This window comes from Methanocrinis sp., from assembly GCF_049974945.1.
In the GTDB taxonomy this organism is placed as follows: Archaea; Halobacteriota; Methanosarcinia; order Methanotrichales; family Methanotrichaceae; genus Methanocrinis.
Genome location: NZ_JBNGCU010000144.1, coordinates 1 through 3,391 on the forward strand (window position 1 = coordinate 1; position 3,391 = coordinate 3,391).

5 protein-coding genes are annotated in these 3,391 nt (G+C 53.2%); 1 reads left to right on the top strand and 4 read right to left on the bottom strand.

The window, feature by feature from the left end:
- Positions 1-109: 109 nt before the first annotated feature.
- Positions 110-445 (bottom strand): hypothetical protein, encoded by a 336-nt coding sequence (locus ACP5EL_RS09810; RefSeq protein WP_428402330.1) that lies wholly within the window; start codon positions 443-445, stop codon positions 110-112.
- A gap of 630 nt (positions 446-1,075) precedes the next feature.
- On the opposite strand from ACP5EL_RS09810, the gene ACP5EL_RS09815 reads away from it, so the two are divergent.
- A complete protein-coding gene (locus ACP5EL_RS09815; RefSeq protein ID WP_428402331.1) occupies positions 1,076-1,276 on the top strand; it encodes a hypothetical protein in 201 nt (66 codons plus the stop codon).
- Positions 1,277-1,394: 118 nt separating this feature from the next.
- Here the strand turns inward: ACP5EL_RS09815 and ACP5EL_RS09820 are convergent, their stop codons facing one another.
- The 3 genes from ACP5EL_RS09820 to ACP5EL_RS09830 all read right to left on the bottom strand — a co-directional run.
- The gene (locus ACP5EL_RS09820; RefSeq protein WP_428402332.1) at positions 1,395-2,369 is read right to left on the bottom strand and encodes an SPL family radical SAM protein; all 975 of its coding nucleotides are present in this window, start codon (positions 2,367-2,369) and stop codon (positions 1,395-1,397) included.
- Between the two features lie 255 nt (positions 2,370-2,624).
- The gene (locus ACP5EL_RS09825) at positions 2,625-2,819 is read right to left on the bottom strand and encodes a hypothetical protein (protein WP_428402333.1); all 195 of its coding nucleotides are present in this window, start codon (positions 2,817-2,819) and stop codon (positions 2,625-2,627) included.
- 21 nt (positions 2,820-2,840) lie between these two features.
- Positions 2,841-3,391: PaeR7I family type II restriction endonuclease (locus tag ACP5EL_RS09830; protein ID WP_428402334.1), on the bottom strand; the 551-nt coding region annotated here is incomplete at its 5' end.

The following is a 3,391-nucleotide window of genomic DNA, read 5'->3' on the forward strand; positions in this document are numbered from 1 at the left end:
TCTCTAGCCCGAACTCAACCGCCCTTTCCAGCATGAACCGGGCAACCTTCTCGGATTCGCGCCCCTCCCGGGCGGTCCCGAGGATTATAGGAATGTACATGTCTGCGTGTTATTTTATCTCAATTTGGTCTTTGAGTTTCTTTAAATCCGTTTTCAACTCTTCAACATCCCTGTTCAACTTATGGAGATCTTTCTCCTTCAGCTCCGAGACATTCTCCTTCAACACCTGGACATCCTGCTCGAGTGATCCCCTAAATAACGTCAGGCTCAAAACCAGGAGACCCGCTATGATCACGGTGGCTGCCAGGAGGCCGACGGAGGTTTGGCAGCCTTCTTGAGCTACCTTGTTGACAAGACGATACTCAAAAAAAATTATCATTATGATGATCGATATTCTTCCGATGGCATCAAGAATGTACTTGTTCGACACCTCATTTTTGGGCATGCATCTTCACCTCATAATCATCCGTCATTTTCTGGCTAGAAGCCCCCTGACCAGTATACGCCTTCATTTTTAAAGATTACTCCTAGTTTTTTCCTGTGACCGAATACATATTATTCCTATGATGCCGTCCTGTCTATCTTGTCTGGAGATAACGGATTATGAAAGATTCCCCGCAGCCTATTAACCGAACTCAGATTTTCTGCATCGGTTCGATCCTATGATGGAGGGTGATCTCGGCGCAGACCTTGCCGACGTCGTCAAGTGGAACGCCCATCTCGTCGCCGGACAATCTTTTATGGGCTGAAGTACCCACTCAAAGAGGTCGCGGGGGCAAATTCGACTGGCAGTCTTACTTCGGAAGAATTCCAAAATTATTTATGGAGTGCTTACACCAGTTATGTAATGGACTCACTAAATTTGACACATTCTGATGAGATGCGAAGTTTGGCGATTCTGAGTTAGCAGTATTCGTGATAGCCGTGTTTGCCGCCGATATGACAGATGGCCCTTTTGTTGAGTTCATAAATATAGATGGCCAGACCAATAGGTGAGGTAAACGATGCTTAAATTGTTGATGTTCGCTCTCGTACTCATGTTCACCCCACCCGGCGCACGGGTGGACTGGAATAGGTGGTGGACCTGCAGCAGGGATTTCGGCAGCCTGAGGTGATGATGGTGGGGGATACCTATAGAAAACGCCAGCTTTGGATGGCCAGGCGATCCCTCCGGATGTCTCCGGAGAGGGCCCGGACCATGGGGATGACCCATGAAGAGGCAGCGGCGATCCTGGCCGAAGAGAGACGGCGACGGAGGGCGAGGTTCGAGCGATAGCTCTGAGGCGGTCCTCGCCTCAGAAACGTATCCGGACCTTCTGCCATGGAGGTGGCCTTCAGAGCATAATCCGGGGGTCATGAGGATAGATACAGATCCGCGTATGTCGCCGCCCACCCTAGAGGAAGCTGTCCAATGTACACTGGCGCCTCGATCTCGTCTCCCCCCTCTCGGATCGCGGTTCCGGGATCCTGGGAAAGACCGCTGGGAGACCGTAACGTCTGGTGATCTCGTCTATCCTCTTCAAAAGACCGGATAGATAGGCGTTATCCCGTGGTCCAGAACCGAACTTGGGGCCAAACTGTCTTGCTGGATAGAGCTCTTCGTATCTCTTTACCAGCTCGGGAAAATGCTTTTTCAGGACGCCGAAGCACATATCCCTCTGTCTTCCGCTGCCGGTGACCCTCAGGGGTCCTGGAACGACGTACTCGCATCCGTTCTCGGCGGACCTCGAAAACAACAGGTCCAGCTCTTCATCGGAGTCCGAGATGAAGGGGAGTACCGGCATCAGTATTATGCCGGTCTGTATACCGGCGTCGGATATCTTTTTCATGGCCTTCAGTCGATGGAGGGGTGAGCAGGTATAAGGTTCGAATATCCGAGCATGGTCCTGGTTCAGGCTCGTCAGCGAGAAGGAGACGTTGACGAAGACGCCGGAGTCTTTCAGCTCTTCCAGCAGGTCCAGGTCTCTCAGTACCAGGTCGGACTTCGTCTGGATGAGAAGCGGTATCCCGTACTCGACGATCACCTTCAGAGACGACCTGATGATCCTCTCCTTCTGCTCTGCAATTTCGCAGTCGTAGCCGTCCAGCAAGATCGCCTTGCTCTTGTCCAGCTCTGGAATGTTGCTCTTGAGGACGGAGACGGTATTGGTCTTTATCTTGACCTCGTTCTCATGTATGAACTCGTTATGGGGTTCGAAGCAGTACTGACATCTCTTGGAGCAGCCCATGTACGGTGAGAGCCTGTACTCGTAGACCCCCTTCCTGATGAGATCGCGCGGGAGGAAGGCCCCGGCTTTTCTGAAGGCCGAGGGCGTTTCGTACTTGGTATAGGCGATATTCGGGTTATTCTCGCCCAGCCGTGGAGTCATCTCTCGCCTCGATATCTTCCAATCTTTCCATCTCCACCATCTCCACCATCTACTCCATCTTCTCTCGCCGATTTTTGTAATATCCAGAATAAAGCGCAGCTGCTGGATTGTGCCCCAATCTCAACTTTTCCTCCTGGTACAAATAACCCGCACTGCCTCAGAAAGTCCCGGTTCTCATCATCCGTGCGGAAATCCTTCCTCACTCGGTCCCGCAGCAGATCAGGATCATATCCGCCCCGGCCCTCTTGATGGACGTCAGCATCTCCAGCATCGCTTTTTTGTCGTCGCCGGACAGCCCCTCCAGCCGGCCTTCGAGGCCTTCCAGCGGGCGTGGGGCACGCAGCCCGACCCGCCGGCGATCACTTCGCCATCGCCATCGGGCTCGCGCGCCCGGTGTTCCTGGAGGAGATGGACGCCGTCGCCGTGGTGGCAGAGCAGAGATGGTCGCAAATCACATGCCCAAAACGGACTCTATCTCCGATCGCCCACATGGCGAGTCAGCTGAGATAAAAACAGGTTCGCAGAGAGGTCCTCGGCCGGTTCGATGTAGTTCTCTATGGAGCGAGATCTTTCACGATCTGCAATGATGAAACATGCTGCATTGTACTGACGCTCTCGGACCAGCTTTCGGCAGAATAGCTCGTATCTCTTGGCGTATGAAGCGCCTCGAAACTCTTCAAATATCGGAAAGTGGGGCTCTCGAGTTCTGACCGGGCTTCTTGACTGTGGGCAGTCCTCCAGCAAAAACAGATATCCAAGCCAGGGCGCAGGGGATGTGCGAAAGGCACCTTCCCTGTAGGCGGTCCAGATGTCCAGGGCTGTGCCCATCGCCTCTTCGGTGCGGTTGTTGAAATTGTTTCCAAACGAGGGGCCCACCTGAGACTTGAGTTCGATGGCAGCCTGAAGCTCTCCATCGACTACCACCACGATATCCCATCCCTTGACCGGGCGGAAGAATCCAGGCAGATGGGTCTTTTTCGTGTAGATGTTCTCTTCATCGACGCCACTTTCCCTCATCAGCT